We start from the raw sequence: 23,776 nt of genomic DNA, 5'->3' as shown, positions 1-23,776 counted from the left end.
ATGGAAACAATTTTACATAATGATCCACTTATAGCAGCTATAATTTCTTGGTTTTTAGCACAGTTAACGAAAGTCGTTTTTAAATTAATAAAAACAGGCGAGTTTGATTTTGCTAAGTTCTTTGCTTCAGGTGGAATGCCAAGTTCGCATGCTTCGACTGTTACTGCACTTGCTACAGGTGTCGGAGTGGTGGAAGGTGTGGAGAGTCCAATATTTGCGGTTGCCGCTATTTTTGCCATTATTGTTATGTACGATGCTTCAGGAGTAAGGCTTGCGGTAAGTAAGCAAGCGAAAATATTGAATGATTTTTTTCATGGTAGACAAACAGAATATAAAAAGTTAAATGAGCTCGTTGGACATACACCGTATCAAGTTGTTGTTGGTGCACTATTAGGAATTGTTGTCGGGGTTGGGTATTGTTTGTAAGCAGAATGTGTGTAATACACGTTCTGCTTTTCTTTGTTTTCATACATATTTAGATGAGTTTTCGAATATCGTATACGGACTTAGAAAGGGTGGGTGAGCGGTGTGCTACTATATGACAAGGTGCATGAGGAGATAGAGCGGAGAACGACTGCACTTCAAACGATGCAAAGGCAAGACGGAACGTGGCAATTTTGTTTTGAAGGAGCTTTGCTAACGGATTGTCACATGATTTTTTTACTCAAATTATTAGGACGAAATGACGAAATAGAACCGTTTGTGAAAAGGTTAGCATCTCTTCAAACAAATGAAGGGACTTGGAAATTATACGAAGATGAAAAGGGAGGGAATTTATCCGCGACGATTCAAGCATATGCTGCTTTACTTGCTTCGGAAAAATATTCGAAAGAAGATATGAATATGAGGCGAGCTGAAATGTTTATTAAGGAACACGGGGGAGTTTCTCGTGCTCATTTTATGACGAAATTTTTATTAGCGATTCATGGAGAATATGAATTTCCTGCGCTTTTTCACTTTCCAACGCCAATCTTATTTTTACAAGATGACTCCCCCCTCAGTATATTTGGGCTAAGCAGCTCAGCGCGTATACATTTAATTCCGATGATGATTTGTATGAATAAGAGATTCCGTGTAGAGAAAAAGTTATTGCCAAATTTAAATCATATTGCAGGCGGGGGTGGGCAATGGTTTCGAGAGGAGCGGTCTCCGCTGTTTCAATCGTTGTTAGGTGATGTGAAAAAGGTAATATCTTATCCATTATCGTTACATCATAAAGGATACGAAGAAGTAGAGCGCTTTATGAAGGAGCGTATAGATGAAAATGGAACATTATATAGTTACGCCAGTGCTACGTTTTATATGATTTATGCTTTGCTTGCATTAGGGCACTCTATTCAGTCTCCAATTATTGAGAAAGCTGTGACAGGATTAAAATCTTATATATGGAAGATGGACAGAGGAAGTCATTTGCAAAATTCTCCTTCTACCGTATGGGATACCGCTTTACTTAGCTATTCATTGCAAGAAGCTAAAGTTACAAATGAAAATAAGATGATTCAAAGGGCGACGGAGTATTTATTGCAAAAACAACAAACTAAAAAGGTAGATTGGAGCGTACATGCATCATCACTTGTAGCTGGCGGTTGGGGATTTTCAGATGTTAATACGACGATCCCTGATATAGACGATACTACAGCTGCCCTTAGAGCGTTAGCGCGAAGTAGAGGGAATGATAGAGTAGATGATGCGTGGGGAAGAGGTGTGGAATGGGTAAAAGGATTGCAAAACAATGATGGAGGCTGGGGAGCTTTTGAACGAGGGGTAACGAGCAAGTTACTATCGAATTTGCCGATTGAAAATGCGAGTGATATGATAACCGATCCGTCCACACCAGATATTACAGGTAGGGTGTTAGAATTATTCGGAACGTATGCACCGAATGAATTGCTTGAAGAGCAAAAAAAGAAAGCTATCAAATGGTTAATGGATGTACAGGAACAGAATGGATCATGGTATGGAAAATGGGGGATATGTTATATATATGGGACATGGGCAACGATGACAGGCTTACGTGCATTAGGAGTGCCTTCTACTCATCCATCGTTGAAAAAAGCAGCTTCATGGCTCGAACATTTGCAGCATGAAGACGGAGGGTGGGGAGAATCCTGTCAAAGTAGTGTAGAGAAAAAATTTATTTCTTTACCTTTTAGTACGCCGTCACAAACAGCGTGGGCACTTGATGCACTCATTTCTTACTACGATCAAGAAACACCGATTATTCGAAAAGGAATTACATATTTGCTCGCGCAGTCTACTATGAATGAAAAATATCCTACTGGTACAGGGTTACCGGGGGGCTTTTATATTCGCTATCATAGTTATGGGCATATATATCCGTTACTTGCTTTAGCGCACTACGTAAAGAAATATAGAAAATAAACCGAGAGATACTCTCGGTTTATTTTGATGGGTAGTAGGTCCCTGTTGAAAAGAATAAGGAACGTTGTAATTCCTTATTTTTCTGTTGATTGGCGTTTTTGACGTGCATCAGCGGCATTTGCACGTGCGTTTGCTTCTAAGTCATTGTGGTCAGCGAGTTCGCGAGCGAACTCAACATCAATGCCATCGGCAGCTTTGTTTCGATTTACATTCTTTTTTTTCATTCGACACAATCTCCTTGTGTTTTATGGGGCGTTGCAAAGTTAGTTTGACACAAATAGACTTTTTTATACAAAGAGGATTTGGAAAGCATAGAGCCGAAATATACAATATAACTAATAGAAATGGGGGATAGAGATGGAATTGTTGAATGGGAAAACAGCTGTTGTAACGGGTGCTGCGCAGGGGATTGGAAAAGAAATCGCACGAGTTTTTGCAAAACTAGGGGCCAAAGTATTAATTAGTGATGTAAATGAAGAGAAGCTACAAGAAACGACACGTGAATTATCAGATGAAGGGTATGATGTGAGTTTATATCGATGTGATGTGAGTAATCAAAATGAAGCGAAGTCGTTAATTGAATATGCGGTGCAAAAATTTGGTACATTACATATTTTAGTGAATAACGCTGGGATTACAAAAGATGCAATGTTACATAAGATGGAGAAATCAGCTTGGGAACAAGTATTACAAGTGAACTTAACTGGCGTTTTTTATTGTATGCAGCCAGCGCTTCTTTATATGAGGCAACAAGGGTATGGGCGGATTATTAATATTTCTTCTATTAGTAGGGAAGGAAATATTGGACAAGCAAATTATGCGGCTACAAAAGCAGGGGTTGTAGGTTTAACAAAAACAGCAGCGAAAGAGGTTGGAAGTTTTGGTATTACGTGTAATGCGATTTGTCCAGGGTTTATGGATACTGATATGACAAAAACAATACCGGATAAAGTAAAAGAGAAAATGGTTGGAGCGATTCCAGTTGGAAGAATCGGAACGCCGGAAGATATTGCAAACGCAGCTGCCTTTTTAGCATCAGAGTATGCGTCTTACATTACAGGAGAGGTATTAAATGTGAGCGGTGGGTTGCAAGTGTAAATGAATACATAATGAAAAGAACCTGACCGAGTAGGTCAGGTTCTTTCTCGTTAATTTAAGTTAATCCAAACGCTCTTCACTTCTGTATAGTTGTTCAGCGCGTAAGATCCCATTTCGCGGCCAAGGCCAGATTGTTTAAATCCTCCAAATGGAGATGCTGCATCGAAGACGTTATAACAGTTTACCCATACAGTACCAGCACGTACTTTACTTGCAACATAGTGTGCTGTTTTAACATTTTCTGTCCACACACCAGCCGCTAAGCCGAATTGTGATTTATTTGCACGTTCAATTACTTCATCAATATCGTTAAAAGGTATTGCAGAAATAACTGGACCGAAAATTTCTTCTTTTGCGATCGTCATTTCGTCATTTACGTCAGCGAATACTGTAGGAGAAACGAAGTAGCCTTGATCGAATGGATTACTTCCTCCGCAAAGTACTTCAGCGCCTTCTTCAATCCCTTTTTCAATGTAGCTCATTACACGTTTTTGTTGTTCTTCGGAAACGAGAGGACCGATTGTTGTTTCAGGGTTAAGACCGACACCTTGATTTAGTTTTTTAGAATAGAGGACGAGATCAGCCATGACATTATCATACATTTTCTTTGGAATAAATAAGCGTGATCCAGCAGAGCATACTTGTCCTTGGTTAAACATAACACCAGAAAGTGCACCAGGAATCGCGCGAGATAAGTCGGCGTCTGGTAAAATAATGTTCGGTGATTTACCGCCAAGCTCTAAAGTAACACGTTTCAATGATTCAGATGCTTGTCGCATAATTTGTTTACCGACTGGAGTAGAACCAGTAAATGCAATTTTATCAACGAGTGGATGATTAACAAGTGCTTGTCCAGCTGATTCACCGAATCCAGGAACGATATTAATAACACCTTTCGGGAATCCAGCTTCTTCAATTAATTCAGCTAAGTATAGAGCGGATAGTGGAGTTTGTTCTGCAGGTTTTAAAACGATTGTACATCCTGTAGCAAGCGCAGCTCCCATTTTCCACATTGCCATAAGAAGTGGGAAGTTCCAAGGGATAATTTGACCGACGACACCAACAGCCTCATGGCGTGTATAGTTAAAGTAATCACCGGAAACAGGAATTGTTTGACCAACAATTTTCGTCGCCCAGCCAGCATAATAGCGCATATGCTCAATTGCAAGTGGTATGTCTGCCGCCGTTGTTTCACGGATTGGCTTTCCGTTATCTAACGTTTCGAGCTGTGCGAGCTCTTCTTTATGCTCTTCCATTAAATCAGCGAGCTTGTACATAAGACGGCTGCGTTCAGCAGTGCTCATGCGTGACCAAGGACCTTCATCGAAAGCCATTCGAGCAGCTACCACAGCTTTATGAATGTCTTCGCGACCAGCTTCAGCAACGATAGCGAGTGTTTCACCAGTTGCTGGGTTAGGAGTTTTAAATGTTTTTCCGGAAGCGCTTTCGATGAACGCTCCGTTCACATATAGTTTCTTTGTGCCTTGAAGAAATTTCTCTACCTTTTCATGAAGATTTACAGCTAGTTGACTCATTGTATAACCCCCTTGAAAATATAATTTAAACGCAGTACGAGACGGCGTTTATTCCGAAATCAAGGATGTGGGAACTAGATGAAAAGCCTCTACTTAAAATCATAAATAAAAAATGTTGAAAATTCAAATTTCATTTTCGTTACAATTGTAAAAAATATGTAATGAAACATTGTATTCTATATAATTACAAAAAATCCTGCGCGTTTTTGTTTTCTAGTAGGAAAAACTAGAAAAACAGTGGTACAATTATACATCGTGAGAGGAGGGGGAAAATGAAGAATTATCATGATGATCCGCGCTTTCGAGTTGCCCATAGAGAAGCGTTAATTGGTCTTGGATTAGCTATTATTAATTTTATAATATGGTATGGATTTGCTTATGGGCTTGGAAGTAAGGATCCGAGTGAATATACATATGTATTAGGTTTTCCAGCATGGTTTTTTTATAGCTGTATCGTTGGATTTATCGTAATGGTTATTTTGCTTATTTTAGTTGTTCGTTTTTTATTTCAAGATATTTCACTCGATGAGGAAGAAAAAAGTGAGGAATGATAGATGAATTGGTATGTAATAATCCCAATGATAATTTCTTTTATCGTTGTGTTTTTAATTGGTGTATATGCATCAAGACGTGTACAAGCAACCGCTAATAATAAATTTTTACAAGAATATTTTCTTGGTGGGCGTGAACTTGGTGGCTTATTATTAGCTATGACGATGATTGCTACGTACGGTAGTGCAAGTAGCTTTATCGGCGGGCCTGGTATTGCTTACAATATGGGTCTTGGATGGGTGCTGTTATCAGCGATTCAAGTTGTCACAGGATATATCGTTTTAACGGTTATCGGTAAAAAGTTTGCTATTATCGCTAGGAAAATGGAAGCAATTACGCTTATTGATTATTTAAAGGGTAGATACAATAATAAAGCGGTAGTTGTTCTTTCTGCGTTATGTATTATAATCTTTTTGTTCTCGGCAACAGTAGCCCAGTGGGTTGGCGGTGGACGATTAATTGAGTCGCTAACAGGACTTTCCTACACAACGGCACTATTTTTATTTACATTTTCTGTACTTGTGTATGTGTTAATTGGTGGATTTCGTGCAGTCGCTTTATCAGATACGTTATTAGGAATCATTATGTTAGTCGGCACAACAATCATTTTAATTGCTACTGTCATTGCTGGTGGCGGAGTTGAAAAGATTATGCAGGAACTTATTCAAATTAATCCGAATTTAATAACACCGTTCGGAGCGGATGGAAGTTTAACGAAATCATATGTCACATCATTTTGGATTTTAATTGGAATTGGTGTCGTTGGATTACCGCAAATTAGTGTGCGTGCTATGTCTTATAAAAATTCAAAAGCTATGCACCAAGCATTAATCATTGGAACGGTTGTCGTCGGCACAATTATGATTGGTATGCATTTAACAGGTGTGTTTGCAAGAGTAGTCCTTCCAGGCATAACGGTACCAGATAAAGTAATGCCGCTACTCGCGATGGAAGTGTTGCCACCTTGGTTAGCTGGAGTTTTCTTAGCTGCACCAATGGCAGCGATAATGTCTACTGTGAACTCATTATTATTACTTGTAAGTTCGTCAATTATTAAAGATATATATGTGAACTACATAAATAAAGATGCCGCGGATAGTACGATAAAGAAAGGTAGCCTATGGATTACTGGTATCGTAGGATTACTCGTATATGCTGCCGCTATTAAGCCACCAGACTTTTTAATTTGGTTAAATTTATTTTCTTTCGGTGGTTTAGAAGCAGCGTTCATTTGGCCGATTGTACTAGGTTTATATTGGAGAAAGGGAAATGCAATTGGAGCTCTCGCATCTATTTTAGTTGGAGTAGGTTCCTATATGTTTATTCACCTTTGCTACCCTAATCCATTTGGTATACATACAGTTGTTTTCCCGATTTGCTTGGCGTTTATCGCTTACATCATTGGAAGTATGAGTGTTGTGAAAAAAACAGTATAAGTTAGAAGAAAAACGTAGTCCATATAGGACTACGTTTTTCTTCTGAATTTGTTCTTTTCTATTCTGTATATCCATGTTTATTCATAAATTAATAACAACTGAGGGGATGGAGTTGAGGTCGATGAAAAAAGTGTTGTTTTTGGGAGACCCGGGAATTGATGACTCTTTAGCAATTATGTATGGATTGTTGCATCCTGATATTGATATCGTTGGAGTCGTAACTGGATATGGGAATGTAACGCAGGAAAAGGCGACGAGTAATGCGGCGTATTTATTGCAAATAGCTGGCAGGGAAGATATACCTGTTATTAATGGTGCTAAAATACCTTTGTCTGGTGATTTTGTGACGTATTATCCAGAAATTCACGGCGTAGATGGCTTAGGACCTATTAAACCCCCAAAAGCTTTTTCACCAAATATAAAACCCTTTTGTGCATTTTTCGATATTCTTGAAAAGTATAAAGGAGAATTAATTATTGTTGATGCTGGTAGGTCAACAACATTGGCAACAGCTTTTATTTTAGAAAAACCAATGATGAAGTATGTGAAAGAATATTATATAATGGGCGGTGCTTTTTTAATGCCCGGAAATGTTACACCAGTCGCGGAAGCCAATTTTCATGGTGACCCAATTGCATCACAATTAGTTATGCAAAATGCAAAAAATGTGACAGTAGTGCCACTTAACGTTACATCTGAAGCTATTATTACACCAGAGATGGTAAAATATATTACGAAACACTCTAAAACAAGTTTTAATAAGTTAATCGAACCGATATTTACGTATTATTATAAAGCTTATAAAAAGTTAAATCCCAAAATAACAGGTAGTCCAGTACATGACGTTGTTACAATGATGGTAGCGGCAAATCCATCTCTTTTAGATTACGTGTATCGCCGTGTTGATGTCGATACGATTGGAGTTGCGAAAGGGGAAAGTATCGCTGATTTTCGCCCGCAGCCTGAAGCGAAAGCATTGAAAAATTGGGTGAGAATTGGTTGGTCATTACATTATAAAAAGTTTCTTGAGGATTTTGTGAAAATTATGACGTAGACATAATAGGAACATACAAGTTAAAATAATGGAGATGATTATTTAAATAATCATCTCCATTATTTTGTTTTTAAGAGATAAATAGAGAAGAGTTACACAATAGGAGAGGAATTTTACTTGAAAAAAACTATAGTATGCGCAGTGATTGTGGGTATTTTTGTTTTGCTGATATCAGGTAACTTTTTAGTGAAAAAAGTGTGGAGTTCAAATAATGATGATGCGCAGTACATAGCATCCTTTATTGAAGAACATAAAGATGAAAAGAATAGTGCACTTTTAATAAAAAGAAATGATAAAGTCGTGTATTCTGTAAATCCGGATGTTGTATTGCCAGTTGCTAGTACGATGAAGTTAATTGTGGCGCTTGAATATACGAAACAAGTTACAGAGGGGAAAATCGATCCGTCTAGTTTCGTTTCAATTAATGATGTGAATCGTTATTATGTGCCGGGTACAGATGGTGGTGCACAAGATAGATGGCAAAATTATTTGCAAAAAAAAGAAAAGATAACTGAAGGAGCGGTTTCTTTAGAAGAAGTTGCAAAAGGAATGGTTAAGTTTAGTTCTAATGCAAATACTGAATATTTAATGGAGGTATTAGGATTAGACAATATTAATCGGAATTTACAAAGTTTAGCACTTCCTGCACATCAACCGCTATTTCCGATTGTTTCATCTTTATACATTCCGGGATATTTGCATAAAGAATTACATGTTCCAAAATATAAAATAGAGAAAAAGTTAAAAGAAATGTCTCAAGAGCAATATCGTGAATATGCTATGATTATTCATGAACGCTTAAAAAAGAAGGGACCATTATTACAGAAGGAAATTCCTCTGTATTTAGAGGAACGTTACGACAAAATTTGGTCGGATAGATTGCCGGCTGCTTCCGCTAACGATTATATGGTACTGCTTCAAAAGGCAAATCATCAAGGTGGTCTTACAGAAGCGGAAGAAAAAGTGTGGGCGAATATCGTTGAAACAGATATGAGCGCAAAGAAATATCGTAAAACATTCAGGCATGCTGGACAAAAGAATGGTTATACACCATGGACGGTAACAAAAGCAGTTTATGCAATGGATAAACGCGGAAACTGTACAGAAATTGTTTTCTTGGCAAATAATTTAAATGAAGATGACAGTGCTGAAATACGTAAACATTTAGCAAATCTACACTTTCAAGTGTTGCAAAGTGATAAGTATGATGCGACTTTTATTAAATAAACTCGGTGCTATGAGCGCCGAGTTTATTTTTATGTACAAGCACTTTTTCACCATCCTTGGGTATGATGGGTAGTAACACTTAGGCGAAAGGGGAAAAGGTGATGAAACAGAGTAAAGAAGAGTTTATTAAGAATGAAGGCGCTGATTTCCCTGGGAAAACATATGTAGATTGTGTATTACAGCACGTATTTAATTTTCAGCGTAATTATTTATTAAAAGATATGTTTCAAGTGCATAGGGCACATATTACTATGTTAACTGAAGAGAAGTTAATGAAAAGAGAAGAAGCGAAAGTTATATTAATCGCACTTAAAAAAGTAGAGGGGATTCCAAAGGAGAAGTTGCTATATACAGAGCAACATGAAGATCTTTTTTTCTTAGTTGAACATTTGCTTTCTCAAGAAGCAAAGTGTGAATTTGTAAGTAATATGCATATCGGTAGAAGTAGAAATGATATGGGTGTAACGATGTATCGCATGAGTTTACGGCAATTTGTATTGCGGTTAATGGAACATCATTTATTGCTGCAAGAAAGTATGCTGGAGCTCGCCGGTGAACATATGGAAACAATTATGCCCGCGTATACACATACACAACCGGCGCAGCCGACAACATTTGGTCATTATGTTTTGGCAATTTACGATACGATGCAACGAGATTTAGAAAGAATGAAAAAAGCGTATCATCTTTTAAATCATTCTCCAATGGGGGCAGCTGCCCTTTCTACAACAAGCTTCCCAATTAAGCGAGAACGAGTGGCACAGTTACTTGGGTTTACAAATGTAATTGAGAACTCATATGATGCTGTTGCTGGAGCGGATTATTTATTAGAAGTTAGCTCGTTACTAATGGTAATTATGACGAATACGAGTAGGTGGATTCATGATTTTTTACTATTAGCGACGAAAGAATATGATGGGATTACTGTAACGAAGCCATATGTGCAAATAAGTAGTATTATGCCGCAAAAACGAAATCCTGTTTCGATAGAACATGCCCGTGCTATTACGAGTAGTGCTTTAGGGGAAGCATTTACTGTATTTCAAATGATTCATAATACACCATTTGGCGATATTGTCGATACGGAGGATGACTTGCAGCCGCATTTATATAAAGGAATCGAAAAGGCGATTCGTGTTTTTTGTATTATGAACGCAGTTATTCGAACGATGAAAGTAGAAGAGGAAACGTTAAAAAATCGTTCATATAAACACGCGATTACGATTACAGATTTCGCAGATGTTTTAACAAAAAACTATGAAATACCATTTCGGCATGCACATCATGCAGCAAGTGCGATTGCGAATATGTCATTGGAGCAGAAAAAGGAGTTACATGAATTAAATTTCAAAGACATAAATGTATACTTACAAGAAAATTTGAAAGTAAATTTATTAGAAGAAGAGTGGAAAGAAATTATATCACCAGAAGCTTTTATTCAAAAAAGAAATGTATACGGCGGACCGAGTAAAAAAGAGATGGAGCGTATGATTAATAAACGTAAAGAATCGTTTCGAAAAGAAGAAGAGCTATTTGAGAAGGAAAAGAAGAGAGTTTTGCATGCTGAGAATGATTTGAACACATTAGTTTCAAATATTATCGAATCGTAAAAGAAGGATTTAATGAATTAATCGCCAATACTTTATTAAAATATAAATTGAGGGAAGAGATTGTCGATGATTCAATTACACGTATATAAAGAGATTCTTCATTTTAAAGAAGATGTTACACCATTTTTAGAAAAGAATGAGCGGGAAAATAATTTAATGTTAGGCATATTACAAGTAGCTCAAGAACCGACGTTTATGGGGGTAGCGAAACGAGGAGAAGAAATTGCAGTTGTATTTCTTCAAACAGAAGAGAAGATACAAATGATTGTTGCAACTTCTGAAATTTCGGAAGTAGATATAGTGAAACTTGCAAAAGAGTTAACGAAAGTATATCCAGATATTCCTGGATTAATCGGTAATAAGAAAAATGTACAGAAATTAGCGGAAGAGGTTGCGGTGTTAGAAAATAAGAAAACTAATGTTGTAATGGAACAAGGTGTGTATGCATTACAACAAGTTAAGAAAAAGTGGAACGAGGAGGGGGTTTTTCGAGAAATAAATAGTGATGAGCTACCATTAATAGAAAAATGGATATATCAATTTTGCGAAGACGTGAAGCTCCCAACTACGAAAGAAGAAGCGAAACAAACCGCACATACATTAATCACTAATAATCGTCTGTTTGGTCTAGAAGTGGATGGTAAACTCGTTTCTGTAGCTGCAAAAACGAGACCGACTACAAATAATATAACAGTCAATTTTGTATATACACCGAAAGAAGCACGAAAAAAAGGGTACGCATCTAATTGTGTGGCGGCACTCAGTCAATGTATGTTAGATGAAGGCTACAAAACAACTACACTATATACTGATCTAGCAAATCCAACATCTAATAAAATTTATCAGGAAATTGGTTATGAGCAAATTATGGAGTCTGTGCTTGTATTTTTGGAGAAATAGAATGAAAAGGCGCGCTATATTAGCGTGCCTTTTCTCTATTCATCAATTCGAATAACCTCGCCTTGCGGAAATTCCTCGGTTTCTAGTAAGTTACGAATAGCTTTCGCAACATATTCAGGTGACAGTAGTTTTCCTTCTTCTTTTAATGCGGTGAATCGTTCTAAGTTAATAAAGTCTTCTTTATTTGTATCACGAATTTGTGCTTGCATATTTGTATCAACAACACCTGGTGCAAAAGCGACGATTTTTACAGGAAATTCTTTTTCCGCTTCTTCAGTAGCTACGCACTGTGTAAACATATTTACACCAGCTTTCGTTGTACAATAAGCACCCCAGCCAAAGTAAGGGTTTTTTCCTGCACCAGATGAAATGTTTATAACACGTTTATCTACTTTCCAGCCTTTCGTATGTTTCATGAAAGTGGATGTAAGAATCATAGGTGCGATTAAATTAATTTGAACGTTCGTAATCAATAGTTCGCTTTCTGACTTTTCAATGGGCTTTATTGGTGCAACTGTGCCCGCATTATTAATTAAATGAATAGATGAGACAGTGCCTTCGTCAATAGAAGAAAGAATGTCATTAAAATGAATTTCTAAATTATGTACATCTTTAAGGTCTACGGAATGGAAAATACAATTGCTGTTATTCTGCTCTGCAAGTTTAGTAAGCTCTTTATTTTCTCTTCTAGAAATAGAGATGACCGTTGTATTTTCTTCTAACAATTGCGTGGCAATTGCCTCACCTAAACCTTGTGAAGTTCCTGTTACGATAACGTAGCGCATAGTTTTATAAACCCCTCTCGTATGTGCGGAATTTTGTTGGACAACGTACACTCTATAGTTTGTCTACATTTTATAGTATAGAGCACTTTTTACTATAAATGAAATGAGATGATTATGTGCCTTTTATGAATCGCTTTACAACGACAGTAACTGGTGCCGTCACGTTCACTGGGAACACGTTAGGACTCAGTCCTACATCTCCTGCACCAGGCAATAACTTCGGTACGATTGATGTATTTACTACAGTAAATACATCGCTTCAAGTGCCAGGGTTCCCAGCAGGAACGACAAATGATTGGCCATTAAATTCTTCAAGTGCAATTTTAAACCTTCCAGCAGGGAGTAGTGTTTTATACGCAGAACTAGTGTGGGCTGGCACATACAGGACTGATACTGAGGATGTTACTGCATTTTTAAATGATAATATTTCGTTTACAACACCAGCGGGAACATTTTCAGTTGCACCAGATCCTGCAACTGCTCAACAAGGATCAGTTGGGAATCAGTTTTATTACGTTAGATCTGCCAATGTAACAAACTTTGTTAATGGAGGAGGAGCGGGGACATATACAACTGGGAGTGTTCCTGCTGCGAGAACTGCTGCCAATTCAACTATTAGTCGATCGGTAGGCTGGACACTTGAGGTAGTTTATCAAAATGCGAGTTTACCACTTCGAAATTTATCAGTGTATGCAGGTCAAGAAATCATCGATGCTTCATCGCCACCAGTTGATGCTATTATTTCAGGTTTTGCAACGCCGTCTACGGGGACAGTTACAGGAAGAGTACTTGTAACTGCTCAAGAAGGTGATTCTAACATTGTTGGAGATCAACTTCGTTTTGGGCCGAACGCGAATGCTACAGTTGCATTATTCGGGCCGAGAAATCCCGCAAATAATTTCTTTCAATCACAAATTTGTAATGACAATGGGAATTTAGATACGAGCGGTACGTTTGGGAATTTGAATCAGCCGTTAGGGGCAGCCTTGGCTGTCAGAAGACAAGGGTGGGATATTACGAATGTAGATGCTTCATCATCATTAGTAAATAATCAAACGTCAGCGACAGTTCGCTTCATTACAAATGGAGATGGGTATGCAGCGGCTGGTTTTGGTGTTCAAATAGATGCGACGGGGCCAATCATAAATCCTGTTAAATCGGTTGATAAAACAGTTGCAGCGGTTGGAGATATTCTCACCTATACGATTACCGTTCCGAATACAGGGACGGGAAGTGCAGATAACGTTGTATTACAAGACAGTATTCCGAATGGAACGACATTTATAGCCGGCAGTGTGACAGTAGGAGGAGTAACGCAGCCGAGTGCGAATCCAGCTAGTGGAATAAATTTAGGTACAATCCCAAATAACGCTCAAAGAATTGTTACATTTCAAGTGAGAGTTACGTCATTCCCAAATCCAAATCCAATTTCCAACCGTGCAATGGTATCTTACCAATTCCGTCCTTTCGTCGGAAGTCCTCCTATCACAAGTACAGCTTCTTCAAATACAGTACAGACGACGGTAAACCGTGCAAATCTAAGTTTGCAAAAATCTGTAGATCTACAGACGGCAACACTTAATGACGTACTAACCTACACAGTGAATGTCACAAACAATGGGAATGTCGCTGCAAATAATGTTATTTTTGTTGATAGTATACCTGCTGGAACAACGTTTGTAACAAATAGTGTTACGGTAAATGGAGTGGCGCGTCCAGGAGCGAATCCAGCAAGTAGTATTAATCTTGGAAGCATTAATGCTTCGCAAACGACTGTAGTGCGCTTTCAAGTTCGAGTGACATCTAATCCTCTTGTAAATCCAATTCCGAACCGTGCAAGTGCAACGTTTAACTTTATTCCGGTTCCTGGTCAACAACCAGTTTCAGGCCAAGCGACGAGTAATACAGTATTTACTACAATAAATATAGCTGATATAAGAACGAGAAAAACAGTAGATAGAGCTTTTGCGACAGTTAATGACGTTCTTACGTATACCGTTACAATTGAAAATACAGGAAATGTACTGGCGATGAACGTTATTTTTCAAGATCCAATCCCAATTGGAACGACTTTTATACCAAATAGTGTAACTGTTGATGGAGTTTCGCAACCTGGGGCAAATCCAGCGACTGGGTTTACAGTAGCGAATATATCTCCAGGTGGAAGTAGAACGGTGACTTTTCAAGTACGAGTTACATCTACCCCATCAGGAGGTACGATTGCGAATCGCGGTAATGTATCTGCTAATTTCGTCGTTATTCCGAATCAACCGCCAGTAACGATTAATAGGCAAACGAATACCGTTGTAACACAAGTTAATACAGGTGGTTTAAATGTAATAAAAGAAGTAAATACAGCTCAAGCGGCAGTAGGTGATACTTTAACATACACGATTGCCGTCCAAAATACAGGTAACGTTCCGTTAACAAACGTATTTTTCCAAGACACTACTTCTTCAGCGGTTTCTTTCGTTGCAAACTCTGTAACAATTAATGGAATACCACAAAGTGGACTAAATCCAAATTCAGGATTTTCTCTTCCGAATATCCCTGCGGCTCAGACAGTTGTAGTTACATTTGAAGTATTAATTGAGCAGGATCCGCCAAATGAAGATATTTTAAATGGTGCAACTGTATCCGCAAGTTTTCAAGTGAATCCGAGTGAACCACCAGTTACGATTACTGTTCCGAGTAACGTCGTGAATACGACAGTACAAACAGGGAGCTTTGAAGTTATAAAATCTGTGAATACGAGTGTTGCAACTGTAGGAGATATTTTAATATATACAATCGAAATAATAAATGCAGGTAGTGTACCAGCTACAAATGTATTTTTCCAAGATTCAATTCCACAAGGGACGTTATTTATTGAAAATAGTGTATTGGTTAATGGTGTTTTACAGGAAGGGGCAGATCCAGAACTTGGATTTACATTAAATAATTTACCTACTGGTGCGAGTGTAATTGTTACGTTTGAAGTATTAATTGATTCAATTCCACAAGGAAATAATGTTGTAAATAATGCGAATGTCACTGGAGATTTTCTTGTAAATCCAACAGAACCACCAATTACTGTGACGGTACCAAGTAATACCGTAATGACAGTCGTAAATTCTGCAGGATTAAATGTGATGAAAATTGTAAATGCAAGTGAAGCAGGTGTAGGAGATACGTTAACGTATACAGTTACTATACAAAATAGCGGCACGGTAGTAGCGACAAATGTATCATTTCTCGATCCGATACCAGCTGGTACAACATTCGTAGCAAATAGTGTAACGATTAACGGAACCCCGCAACCAGGATCAGATCCGACTATTGGTTTTCCGCTTGCAAATATTCCGGTTGGATCGATGGTAACAGTCATTTTTCAAGTGTTGGTAACAAGTGTACCGACGAATAGAGTACTTCCGAATAATGCAAATGTCACTGCTGATTTTCAAGTAAGCCCTCTGCAGCCACCGATTACAATTGTAACGATTAGTAATATCGTTGTGACACGAGTAAATGTAGGATCAATTAATGTAATAAAAAGTGTAAATACGCCGCAAGCAGGTGTAGGAGACACGTTAACGTATACGATTCTTATTCAAAATACAGGAACTGTTCCTACAACAAATATCATTTTTCAAGATCCAATCCCATCTGGAGCTACATTTGTAGCGAATAGTGTAACGATAAATGGAGTTGTTCAGCAAGGTGCAGACCCTATAGCAGGTTTTCCGGTTACAAATATTCCAGTCGGGCAAACCGCTACGATTACGTTTCAAGTTACAGTGACGAGTGTTCCAAGTGGAGGGAATATAAGAAATCAATCGAACGTTACTGCAAGTTTCCTTATAAATCCGGCAGGACCTCCTATAACGACTGTTACGAATAGTAATTTTGTAGTGACACAAGTAAATACAGCGCAGTTAAATATACAAAAATCTTCATCTGTACAACAAGCAGCACTTGGAGAAACTTACACGTATTCTGTTGTCATTCGAAATAACGGAACAGTTACAGCAACGAATGTTTCCTTCATTGATACAGTTGCTCCAGAAACAACATTTGTCGCAAATAGTGTAACGATAAATGGAACTTCTCAACCTGGATTTGATCCAAATGTAGGTTTTGCGCTTCCTAATATTGCAGCTGGGGCACCATTGACAGTAACGTTCCAAGTTACAGTTGTTGCACCGTCTACACGCGGAGCTGTTTTGAATACAGCATCTGCTACAGCCACTTTCTTATTAAATCCTTTACAACCACCTGTAACAACGACAAATTCAAGTAATACGACGGTAGTTACAATACCATTACCACCTCCTGGTGAGGTGACAGCAACAAAAACAGTAAATGTTGCCGCTGGAGCTGTTGGCGATGTATTAACGTATACAGTGCTAATAACGAATGTAGGAATTATTCCTGTTACAGATGTGTTCTTCCAAGATGTAATTCCAGAAGGAACGACATTTGTTGCAAATAGTGTAACGATAGGTGGAATACAGCAACTTGGTGTAAATCCTGAAATAGGATTTACAGTTACTCCGTTATTAAATGCTGGTGGAAGTATTACGGTAACGTTCCAGGTGACGATTACTGAGATTCCAGATAATGAAGTTATATTAAACGATGCTGACGTTACATTTACTTCACAACCAAATCCGCAGGAACCACCTATTACGCAAACGATATTAACGAATTTAGTCGTTACGACGATTAATATAGCGTCTATTTTTCCGTTAAAACTAGTAGATAAAGGGTCAGCAACGGTTGGGGAAATATTAACCTACGATGTACTAATTTTTAACTTTGGAACAGTGCCGGCAACGAATGTTCAATTTCTTGATTCTAGTACGAGTGGTGTAGCATTTGTTCCAGGAAGTGTGAGTATAAACGGAATACCAGAACCTGGATTCAATCCGTTCCTAGGCTTTACAGTTCCAGATATACCTGTAGGTGATTTTGTACTTGTCACATATCAAGAGATGGTAACGAGCATACCCCAAGGTGGAACAGTTGTTAATTTTGTGGATGTTACGGCTACATTTGCTGTAAGTGAAACAGAGCCGCCTATTACTGAAACGACGACAAGTAACACGACATTAACTGAAATAAATGAATCTGGTTTGAATGTTTTAAAATCAGTAAGTCAGCCGGTTGTTGCAGTAGGCGATACAATCACATATACAACAGTAGTTCAAAATACAGGGACAGTGACAGCGACGAATGTTCAATATAGTGATGTATTACCTTCCTCTATAACATTCGTACCGAACAGTGTAACGATAGACGGTGTGTTACAACCTGGGTTCAATCCTAATAATGGATTCCCACTTCCAGATATAAATCCAGGGGGAAGTGTAGAAGTCACATTCCAAGTAACTGTTGTCAGCGTTCCATCAAATGGAACGATTGCCAATACGGCAAATGTTACTGGAAGCTTTATATTAGTACCAGGAGAACCACCGGTTATAGTAAATCAGCCAAGTAATACAACACTCACAACTGTAAATAGAGGGCGCTTTAATGTTATTAAACAAGTAAATAGAGATGCTACCCTAGTTGGAGATGTATTAACGTATACAGTGCAAATAACGAATACAGGAACAGTAACAGCTAACAATGTTCAGTTTATTGATACGATTTCAGCAGGAGCATCATTTGTACTAAATAGTGTCACGGTAAATGGAGCCCCGCAACCAAACTTAAATCCGATTACTGGATTTGGAGTTGGAGATATACTCGTTGGCGAAACTGTTATAGTGACGTTTCAAGCGACAGTTACAACCATCCCTTCATCAGGAACAATTACGAACGTTGCAAATATAACGGGAAGCTTTACTTTAGTGCCAGGAGAACCACCAGTTATAGTAAATCAGCCAAGTAATACGACAATAACGAGGGTAAATAGAGGGCGCTTCAATATAATAAAAACAGTAAATAAACAAGCAACGCGATTAGGAGATACGTTAACGTATAGTGTGCAAGTTACAAATACGGGAACGGTAACAGCGACAAATGTTCAGTTTATTGACGTTCCATCGCCTAGTTTAGAATTCGTTCCAGGAAGTGTACAAATAAATGGGATCCCGCAAGTAGGTTTAGATCCTTTTGTAGGTTTTTCATTACCGGATCTTGCAGTAGGTAATAGCGTATTAATTACATTTGAAGTAAATGTAATCGCAATACCACCTTCTAATAGTATTATGAATTCGGCGAGTGTAACTGGTGATTTTGTATTGATTCCAGGAGAACCTCCGTTTACAATCACGAATTCAAGTAATACGACAGTCACACCAGTAAATAGAGGCAGTTTAGATATGCTGAAAGAAGTAGATCATTCAATTGTTGGAGTAGGAGAAACGGTAACGTACCGTGTTCGCATATTAAATACTGGTACGGCTGATGCGATGAATGTTCAATTTATTGATGTGCTATCTCCGGAAGCTGCTTTTGTACCAAATAGTGTAACAATTAATGGAGTTCCGCAGCCGGGGTTAAATCCACAGGCTGGATTTACGATACCAGATATCCCAGTCGGTGAAACGGTGATTGTAACATATGAAGCTACGATTACAAGTTTTCCAGATGGTGGTACAGTAGTGAACGTTGCTGGGGCATCCGCAGAATATATTTTAGTACCAGGAGAGCCGCCGATTACAGTGATGGACACGAGTAATACAGTTATTGTGACAGTAAATACTGCAATCTTATTTGTTGCAAAAGGAGCGAATTTTGAAGTAGCAATGGTAGGAGATGTTGTCACTTACGGAATTGCCGTTATAAATGATAGTACAGTTCCTGTGACGAATATTGTTTTAACAGATATCATTGATCCAAATACGTTATTTATAAATGGCACGGTAACGGTAAATGATGTACCTCTTCCATTTGCTAATCCGAATATTGGTATCCCGCTAGGTGATTTTCAGCCAAATGATGCGGCAATTATTAATTTCCAAGTTGTAATAACAGGAGGACAAATAAATAATTTAGTTACAAATACTGCTACAGCGACTGGACTCGCAACTGTAAATCCGAATGAGCCGCCTGTAGTAGTTGAAGGCGATAGCAATACAGTTGTTATCCCGTTTATCCCTCAAAATGTTTCAACGACAGTTGTAAAAACGGCAGATCTTCAAACAGCAACAATTGGAGATGTCATTACGTTTACGACAGTCATTACAAATACAGGTGATACTGTCATGCAAAATATTCGTTTTCAAGACATGTTAGATAGTAGTGTTCGATTTATCGCTGGAAGCGTAATAGTCGATAGTGTTCCATTACGAAATGTAAGTCCAGTATCGGGGTTTCTTATAGGGAGTTTAAATCCGGGTGAAGCGCGGACAGTTTCGTTTCAAGTAGCAGTTCAGAGCGCACCAAGTGGTTCAGGGAATTATATTAATCAAGCGAGTATCCGCTTCGAACATCAAGTAGGCACAGTATTGCCACCTGTTACACAAATAATAGATAGTAACATAGTTGTCATTCCATTTGTTCCAACGATAGAACAAATTTGCGAAACGAACTTTAATTGCTTAGATAAAATTCCATTTCAATGTTCTCCATGTAATCACTTGCAAATAAATAAAAAATAAATACAAAAAGAGCATCTTGTAAGAATAGGATGCTCTTTTTTATGTGTATCAATCATGTAGATTCTTTTTCGGGTGAGGTGAAAAATTCGTTGGTTTTGTTGGAGAGTAGAAATGGAATAGCTCCTTTTATGACAGAAATATCCCAGTCCCACCATGCAAGTTTTTCTAGTTTTTCAATGGTTTCTTGTGGGAAACGATATCGAACTAGTTTGGCAGGGTTCCCAGCCACAATTGCATATGGAGGTACGTCTTTTGTAACAACACTCTTCGCACCAATAATGGCCCCGTTACCAATTGTAACTCCAGATAAAATACAGGATTGATAACCAATCCATACATCGTTACCGACTACGATATCACCTTTTGACGAAGGGTGACCAGTAATATGTGCTCCTTCATCGAAAAGAGCATTAAATGGGTAAGTCGTTATCCAATCAGCGCGATGTTCACCGCCAAGTATGAAAACGATTTCTTCTGCTAATGAACAAAACTTGCCTATTTTTAATTTTGTTTCATCATTCCACGAAAAAATAGTAGGGCCTACTTTGCTATAGGTATAATCACCAATATCATATTGGGCGTATTCAGGTTTTTGATTTAAATATAACATGATTAATTTAGCATCCTTTCTGTAGCAAGTAATGGATATGGAACAGTATATGCAAGTTGGAAGGAAGGTGGATATTCTTGCAAGAGAAAAAACATGCAAGTTCTCGTACAATATAGGCTGTATGTTAAACTAATTATAAGGAGGGGGAAAATATGAGACACCAAATGGGGCTATATAACGGACCTTTTCAATCAATTTGTTCGGGTAAAAAAGTATATGAAGTTAGATTGTATGATAAAAAGCGTCAACAAATAAAACAAGGTGATGAAATTGTATTTACTAACCTTGTGACGGCAGAAATAATTGTTGTAAAGGTAACAGAGGTAAGGCGATACGAGAGCTTTAAAGAAATGTATGAACAAATTGATGGGAAATTATTTGATTGTGAAAATGTTAGTTTAGAGGAAAAGTTAGAAAGTACATACAAAATATATACGAAAGAACAAGAGCAAGAGTGGGGAACAGTTGCAATTGGCATTAAGGTAATAATATGAGAAGAAATCGCGGTGCAGCCATAATTATACAGGGTGGTAAAATCGCTCTTATAAAACGTGTTCGAGAAGGTGAGGTATATTTTGTTTTTCCGGGCGGGGGAATTGGAGAAGGAGAAACACCTGAAGAAGCAACGAAGCGAGAGGTTTACGAAGAATTAGGGGTACATATACAAATGGGGCACCTTATTGCAACGGTGGAGTATAACGGTACCGAGTATTATTATGATGCCCATATTATAGATGGAATTTTTGGAAGTGGTAAAGGTGAGGAATTCAAACGGAAAGATAGAGGCAGCTATATTCCTTTATGGATGCCGGTAAATGAATTGGAAAATGTAAATATAAAACCTTATGAAGTGGTTGGAAGTATCTTCGATTATTATATAAGATAAGGTCTGACAACATACAAAAAAAACCATTGACATAGCCTTCTGATTTAAGTATTGTATTCGAGTATGTTTATAATCAGGAGGTTTATATGAGCAATCAAACTACTACACATCATGTGAAAATGACAACAGCAGATCCATCTGGAATCGGTCTATTTGGATTAGCGATGGTAACACTTGTAGCATCATCTCAAAAGTTAGGCTTAACAGATGGCGTTTCACTTGTATTACCATGGGCAATCTTTTTAGGAGGATTTGCACAAATCTTTGCATGCATTCACGATGCAAAGCATAACAATACGTTCGGTACAACAGCATTTGGTGCGTACGGCCTATTTTGGTTAGGTGTTGGAATGACTTGGTTAATTCAACTTGGAGTATTTGGCGAAAAATTAGCCCAAACTGCAGATTCAAAACAGCTTGGTGTAGCCTTTATCGGATACTTGATTTTCACGATCTTTATGACAATTGGTGCAATGGAAACACATAAAGTATTATTTATGATTTTCGTCCTTATTGATTTCTTATTTATCGGTCTTTCATTAAGTACTTTAGGTGTTATGCCGCACGCAATGCATAATTTAGCAGCGTATTCTGAACTATGTATTTCATTATTATCTTTCTATGGTTCAGCAGCAGCCGTGTTAAATACACACTTCGGAAAAGTTGTATTACCAGTTGGAAAACCATTTGGTATTTTTAAAAAGTAATAAAAAAGAACGGATGATTGTATAGTCATCTGTTCTTTTTTATTTATTTATTTATTTATTTATTGATAGCTACAGTAGTAGATCCTGTCATTTCGGAAATCTTTTGAGAGCTTGCGGGGTTGCCGTCTATTGTTACATGAACTTGTTGCTTAGGGTTCGAGGTAACAACCCAGGCGTTTGGTAAATAGCGTGATTTATGAGATAAGGTTGAAGGGATGTTTAAAATGTCTCCCATTGCGTACAAGGTTGCTGACGAGCCCCCGTCCATTGCCATTGCATTTATGGCCCCTTTTTCATAAAGAATATCTTGGCAGTCTCTTAAAGAAGCTCCGATACTATGAGGTTGTCTTCCATCAATGATGAAAAACATAATTGATCCATCTTTTTTCTGAGCCATAATACTTCGGGGACCATAGCCCCATCCGCCATCATTTGTAATCATTTTTTCGCCATTTACAATTAGTTGAGGCATAAAGCCAGCAGCGGAAACGACATTCTTATTTAACAGTTGATTAGCAGAAAACTCTCCTGAAACCATTTGTCCGTATTTTGTAAGTCCACTGACGAGAGTAGGGGTATTAATGTCTTGCGGTGTGTTTATAACTTTCCCGTTTTCAATAACAATACCGATGCCGGTTTTACCACCACCATGCCCCGTTTCATCCCAGAACCCACTAGCATTTACAGCAGCAAGTGCATGGTTTCGTTTTGCCATGACATATATTTTTTCTCCAACGTCTTTCCCTTCTGAACCTTGTTGTGTAACGAGCTTTACATTTAATGGATTACTAATAGTCATTAATTTACCTTCAAAAAAATGATCATTGTATTTTTTCTTTATCGTTTCAATCGAAACGTTTAATGGTGCATTTTTCTTTCGCTCTAATTCTTGTTTTGAAAGTTTAGTATTGGCAAAATCGCTATTTTTCCATTTTGGATTTGTAATGGATTGAGAAATATCATTTAACTCGTTATCAGACAGTAATGTAATTTTTGCGTATTGCGGATGTTGAGACGTTAAAATACTTTCCGCTGCGATGACACGTAAATTATGGCCGTATGAAGTGCCAAATAGAATAATGGCACCCACTGTTAATAATAGTGCTGTCAAAAGGGATGATATTTTTAAAAGTCTAATAAAAAATTTTTTCATTAGAAAGACTCCTCTTTTTGTAAGATCGAAATTGTTTGTTACCTAAAAATAATGAAATGTGTAAATGGCCTTTCGCATTATATATGCAACATATTAAATGTGAAAGGATGTATATACAATAAGTTGAGAAACTAGATTTGGCAATAGATGAATATGAATGTTAATACTCAAAATGAAAAGGGAATAGTCAGATGTACCATTTCTTTTAACATAAATGAAAAGGATATAAATTGAATGAAAATAATAATTGAA

General features: G+C 37.7%; 18 protein-coding genes. 13 read left to right on the top strand and 5 right to left on the bottom strand.

The genetic code is table 11. The features are described from left to right. Both JFT89_RS23045 and JFT89_RS23040 read left to right on the top strand, forming a co-directional pair. Complete coding sequence (locus tag JFT89_RS23045; protein WP_000447809.1) at positions 1-426, top strand: divergent PAP2 family protein; 426 nt, start codon at positions 1-3, stop codon at positions 424-426. 102 nt (positions 427-528) lie between these two features. Then, the gene (locus JFT89_RS23040; RefSeq protein ID WP_016096376.1) at positions 529-2,382 is read left to right on the top strand and encodes a terpene cyclase/mutase family protein; all 1,854 of its coding nucleotides are present in this window, start codon (positions 529-531) and stop codon (positions 2,380-2,382) included. Positions 2,383-2,456: 74 nt separating this feature from the next. Here JFT89_RS23040 and JFT89_RS23035 read toward each other — a convergent pair whose 3' ends face one another. Continuing rightward, the gene (locus JFT89_RS23035; RefSeq protein WP_002066466.1) at positions 2,457-2,606 is read right to left on the bottom strand and encodes a YfhD family protein; all 150 of its coding nucleotides are present in this window, start codon (positions 2,604-2,606) and stop codon (positions 2,457-2,459) included. 133 nt (positions 2,607-2,739) lie between these two features. On the opposite strand from JFT89_RS23035, the gene fabG reads away from it, so the two are divergent. Next, positions 2,740-3,480, top strand: a complete 741-nt coding sequence (gene fabG / locus JFT89_RS23030) for a 3-oxoacyl-ACP reductase FabG (protein ID WP_002137674.1) — start codon at positions 2,740-2,742, stop codon at positions 3,478-3,480. Positions 3,481-3,530: 50 nt separating this feature from the next. Here fabG and dhaS read toward each other — a convergent pair whose 3' ends face one another. Next, positions 3,531-5,015 carry an aldehyde dehydrogenase DhaS gene (gene dhaS, locus JFT89_RS23025; RefSeq protein WP_016096377.1) on the bottom strand — a complete coding sequence of 495 codons (1,485 nt, stop codon included), beginning with the start codon at positions 5,013-5,015 and terminating at the stop codon, positions 3,531-3,533. 272 nt (positions 5,016-5,287) lie between these two features. On the opposite strand from dhaS, the gene JFT89_RS23020 reads away from it, so the two are divergent. The 6 genes from JFT89_RS23020 to JFT89_RS22995 all read left to right on the top strand — a co-directional run bounded on the left by JFT89_RS23020 (position 5,288) and on the right by JFT89_RS22995 (position 11,794). Continuing rightward, a complete protein-coding gene (locus JFT89_RS23020; protein WP_002014357.1) occupies positions 5,288-5,566 on the top strand; it encodes a YhdT family protein in 279 nt (92 codons plus the stop codon). 3 nt (positions 5,567-5,569) lie between these two features. Then, complete coding sequence (gene panF / locus JFT89_RS23015; RefSeq protein ID WP_016096378.1) at positions 5,570-7,003, top strand: sodium/pantothenate symporter; 1,434 nt, start codon at positions 5,570-5,572, stop codon at positions 7,001-7,003. Between the two features lie 121 nt (positions 7,004-7,124). Beyond that, positions 7,125-8,057 carry a nucleoside hydrolase gene (locus tag JFT89_RS23010; protein WP_016096379.1) on the top strand — a complete coding sequence of 311 codons (933 nt, stop codon included), beginning with the start codon at positions 7,125-7,127 and terminating at the stop codon, positions 8,055-8,057. 117 nt (positions 8,058-8,174) lie between these two features. Beyond that, positions 8,175-9,284, top strand: a complete 1,110-nt coding sequence (locus JFT89_RS23005) for a serine hydrolase (RefSeq protein WP_002128464.1) — start codon at positions 8,175-8,177, stop codon at positions 9,282-9,284. A 101-nt stretch (positions 9,285-9,385) separates the two neighbouring features. Beyond that, complete coding sequence (gene argH, locus JFT89_RS23000; protein WP_201040706.1) at positions 9,386-10,894, top strand: argininosuccinate lyase; 1,509 nt, start codon at positions 9,386-9,388, stop codon at positions 10,892-10,894. 66 nt (positions 10,895-10,960) lie between these two features. Then, positions 10,961-11,794 carry a GNAT family N-acetyltransferase gene (locus JFT89_RS22995; RefSeq protein WP_201040704.1) on the top strand — a complete coding sequence of 278 codons (834 nt, stop codon included), beginning with the start codon at positions 10,961-10,963 and terminating at the stop codon, positions 11,792-11,794. A 35-nt stretch (positions 11,795-11,829) separates the two neighbouring features. Here JFT89_RS22995 and JFT89_RS22990 read toward each other — a convergent pair whose 3' ends face one another. Next, a complete protein-coding gene (locus JFT89_RS22990; protein WP_201040702.1) occupies positions 11,830-12,579 on the bottom strand; it encodes a (S)-benzoin forming benzil reductase in 750 nt (249 codons plus the stop codon). Between the two features lie 116 nt (positions 12,580-12,695). Here JFT89_RS22990 and JFT89_RS22985 point away from each other — a divergent pair, with 116 nt between their 5' ends. Continuing rightward, entirely contained in the window at positions 12,696-20,168 is a 7,473-nt protein-coding gene (locus JFT89_RS22985; RefSeq protein ID WP_201040700.1) for a DUF7507 domain-containing protein, read from the top strand. Between the two features lie 52 nt (positions 20,169-20,220). Here JFT89_RS22985 and JFT89_RS22980 read toward each other — a convergent pair whose 3' ends face one another. Next, complete coding sequence (locus JFT89_RS22980; RefSeq protein WP_201040698.1) at positions 20,221-20,778, bottom strand: CatB-related O-acetyltransferase; 558 nt, start codon at positions 20,776-20,778, stop codon at positions 20,221-20,223. Between the two features lie 152 nt (positions 20,779-20,930). On the opposite strand from JFT89_RS22980, the gene JFT89_RS22975 reads away from it, so the two are divergent. The 3 genes from JFT89_RS22975 to JFT89_RS22965 all read left to right on the top strand — a co-directional run bounded on the left by JFT89_RS22975 (position 20,931) and on the right by JFT89_RS22965 (position 22,371). Continuing rightward, the gene (locus tag JFT89_RS22975) at positions 20,931-21,272 is read left to right on the top strand and encodes an ASCH domain-containing protein (RefSeq protein ID WP_002146384.1); all 342 of its coding nucleotides are present in this window, start codon (positions 20,931-20,933) and stop codon (positions 21,270-21,272) included. Beyond that, positions 21,269-21,664, top strand: a complete 396-nt coding sequence (locus tag JFT89_RS22970) for an NUDIX hydrolase (protein WP_016096381.1) — start codon at positions 21,269-21,271, stop codon at positions 21,662-21,664. Before JFT89_RS22975 ends, JFT89_RS22970 begins: the two co-directional genes overlap by 4 nt. A gap of 86 nt (positions 21,665-21,750) precedes the next feature. After that, the gene (locus JFT89_RS22965) at positions 21,751-22,371 is read left to right on the top strand and encodes an acetate uptake transporter (RefSeq protein ID WP_000070943.1); all 621 of its coding nucleotides are present in this window, start codon (positions 21,751-21,753) and stop codon (positions 22,369-22,371) included. A 55-nt stretch (positions 22,372-22,426) separates the two neighbouring features. Here JFT89_RS22965 and JFT89_RS22960 read toward each other — a convergent pair whose 3' ends face one another. Then, positions 22,427-23,524, bottom strand: a complete 1,098-nt coding sequence (locus JFT89_RS22960) for a phosphodiester glycosidase family protein (RefSeq protein WP_016096382.1) — start codon at positions 23,522-23,524, stop codon at positions 22,427-22,429. Between the last annotated feature and the right edge of the window lie 252 nt (positions 23,525-23,776).

The sequence above is a fragment of the Bacillus sp. TH25 genome, assembly GCF_016650935.1.
GTDB classification, from domain to species: Bacteria; Bacillota; Bacilli; order Bacillales; family Bacillaceae_G; genus Bacillus_A; species Bacillus_A mycoides.
The sequence above is the reverse complement of the archived record's forward strand: the minus strand, read 5'-3'. Positions and strand labels throughout refer to the sequence as shown.

Excerpts from the sequence above, each read along its gene's own strand:
- fabG (WP_002137674.1), top strand. The coding sequence starts at position 2,740 with ATGGAATTGTTGAATGGGAAAACAGCTGTTGTAACGGGTGCTGCGCAG.
- JFT89_RS23045 (WP_000447809.1), top strand. The coding sequence starts at position 1 with ATGGAAACAATTTTACATAATGATCCACTTATAGCAGCTATAATTTCT.
- JFT89_RS22975 (WP_002146384.1), top strand. The coding sequence starts at position 20,931 with ATGAGACACCAAATGGGGCTATATAACGGACCTTTTCAATCAATTTGT.
- JFT89_RS23035 (WP_002066466.1), bottom strand. The coding sequence starts at position 2,606 with ATGAAAAAAAAGAATGTAAATCGAAACAAAGCTGCCGATGGCATTGAT.
- JFT89_RS22960 (WP_016096382.1), bottom strand. The coding sequence starts at position 23,524 with ATGAAAAAATTTTTTATTAGACTTTTAAAAATATCATCCCTTTTGACA.
- JFT89_RS22970 (WP_016096381.1), top strand. The coding sequence starts at position 21,269 with ATGAGAAGAAATCGCGGTGCAGCCATAATTATACAGGGTGGTAAAATC.
- JFT89_RS23010 (WP_016096379.1), top strand. The coding sequence starts at position 7,125 with ATGAAAAAAGTGTTGTTTTTGGGAGACCCGGGAATTGATGACTCTTTA.
- JFT89_RS22980 (WP_201040698.1), bottom strand. The coding sequence starts at position 20,778 with ATGTTATATTTAAATCAAAAACCTGAATACGCCCAATATGATATTGGT.
- JFT89_RS23020 (WP_002014357.1), top strand. The coding sequence starts at position 5,288 with ATGAAGAATTATCATGATGATCCGCGCTTTCGAGTTGCCCATAGAGAA.
- JFT89_RS22965 (WP_000070943.1), top strand. The coding sequence starts at position 21,751 with ATGAGCAATCAAACTACTACACATCATGTGAAAATGACAACAGCAGAT.
- argH (WP_201040706.1), top strand. The coding sequence starts at position 9,386 with ATGAAACAGAGTAAAGAAGAGTTTATTAAGAATGAAGGCGCTGATTTC.
- dhaS (WP_016096377.1), bottom strand. The coding sequence starts at position 5,015 with ATGAGTCAACTAGCTGTAAATCTTCATGAAAAGGTAGAGAAATTTCTT.
- panF (WP_016096378.1), top strand. The coding sequence starts at position 5,570 with ATGAATTGGTATGTAATAATCCCAATGATAATTTCTTTTATCGTTGTG.
- JFT89_RS22995 (WP_201040704.1), top strand. The coding sequence starts at position 10,961 with ATGATTCAATTACACGTATATAAAGAGATTCTTCATTTTAAAGAAGAT.
- JFT89_RS22990 (WP_201040702.1), bottom strand. The coding sequence starts at position 12,579 with ATGCGCTACGTTATCGTAACAGGAACTTCACAAGGTTTAGGTGAGGCA.